1 protein-coding gene is annotated in these 1,152 nt (G+C 69.7%); it reads right to left on the bottom strand.

Annotated features, from left to right (window positions below):
- Window positions 1-147: 147 nt before the first annotated feature.
- On the bottom strand, window positions 148-987 hold the full coding sequence (locus I5I_RS07090) for a GNAT family N-acetyltransferase (protein ID WP_036318115.1): 840 nt from the start codon (window positions 985-987) through the stop codon (window positions 148-150).
- Between the last annotated feature and the right edge of the window lie 165 nt (window positions 988-1,152).

Raw genomic sequence — 1,152 nt, 5'->3', positions numbered from 1 at the left:
AGCTCGGTCCCGGGGATCCTCTAGAGTCTGGCCGATCCCAATCCTCGCGCGCAGGCCTTCTCTGCCAAGCACGGATTCGTGCCCGACGGAACCGTGCGTGTCGACGAGGGCGTGCACGAGCTGAGGATGACCCGTCCCGCTCGCTCGTCATCCGCCGGTCGGAGGGATCTCGACGAGGCGGAACCAGCGGCCCCTCGGTGAGAGGCGCGCCCATACGGGGAGGAAGTGCGGATCGCTGACATGGCCGTCGAAGGTGACCCGCTCGACGCCGCGAGCTGCCAGCACGTCGAGGGAGCGCCGGACGCAGGCCTCGATCAAGCGCTCACCGTCGGCCGTCTCCCTCCTCGTGGTCTCCGCCGTGAGGCACGGGGGTGTCGAGTCGTGATAGACGAGCGCCAGCGCGACGATCTCGCCGTCGACAACGGCGGCGCTGCTCGCGTCGCGGTCGACCTCGGCCTCGAGGTCTTCCGAGAGAGCCGCCGCGAAATCCGGAGCGACGGGCGACCAGCCCTCGTGCGTCCAGGCGTAGACGGCCGCGTTGGCATCGAGGACGTCGTCCCAGGGCAGATCGCGGACGCTCTGCACCGCCGGGTGCGGCCGCAGAACCGCGCGAGACGCCGCCGGCACGTCCGCGGGTGGCACCACCTGTATGGTCCGTGCTCCCAGGGCGTCGGCGAAGCCGAGTGCATCGTCGTCGACGTACCCGCGCGTCATGAAGGTCAGTGGCGCATCTCGCAGTGTCGACAAGTGGGCGAACACGGCCTTCCCGTAACCGCGGCCACGCGATACGGGCTCGACCACGATGGCGACCCAGTACCGGTCCCCGTGCACGCGCGAGGTCCACATGATGCCGGCGGCCACGGGGTGCCCGTCCACTTCCAGCACGGTCGAGCGGGTATGCGCATCACGCCATCGATCGGTGCGGAACGCGATCGTGCCGAGGAAGGGCAGCGTCAGATCGTCGTCGGCGAAGGGGCGCAATCGCATGGTCCCGAGTCTGGCACCTCTGGACTCGAGCGGCGGTCGACGCCGGACGTGGACGGTAGAATGGGAGGCTGGTCCGTCTCCGGGCCGTCCCCATCCCCGACGAACGGACGTCTGCTGTGCTTGCCGTGCACGACCTCGAGATCCGCGTGGGCGCTCGCACGCTCA

Origin of the sequence: Microbacterium sp. B24 (genome assembly GCF_000333415.1) — a bacterium.
Taxonomy (GTDB): Bacteria; Actinomycetota; Actinomycetes; order Actinomycetales; family Microbacteriaceae; genus Microbacterium.
This window is presented reverse-complemented; position numbering and strand designations above follow the sequence as displayed.

Bases quoted from the DNA above. Each gene is read 5' to 3' on its own strand.
- I5I_RS07090 (WP_036318115.1), bottom strand. From the start codon at position 987: ATGCGATTGCGCCCCTTCGCCGACGACGATCTGACGCTGCCCTTCCTC.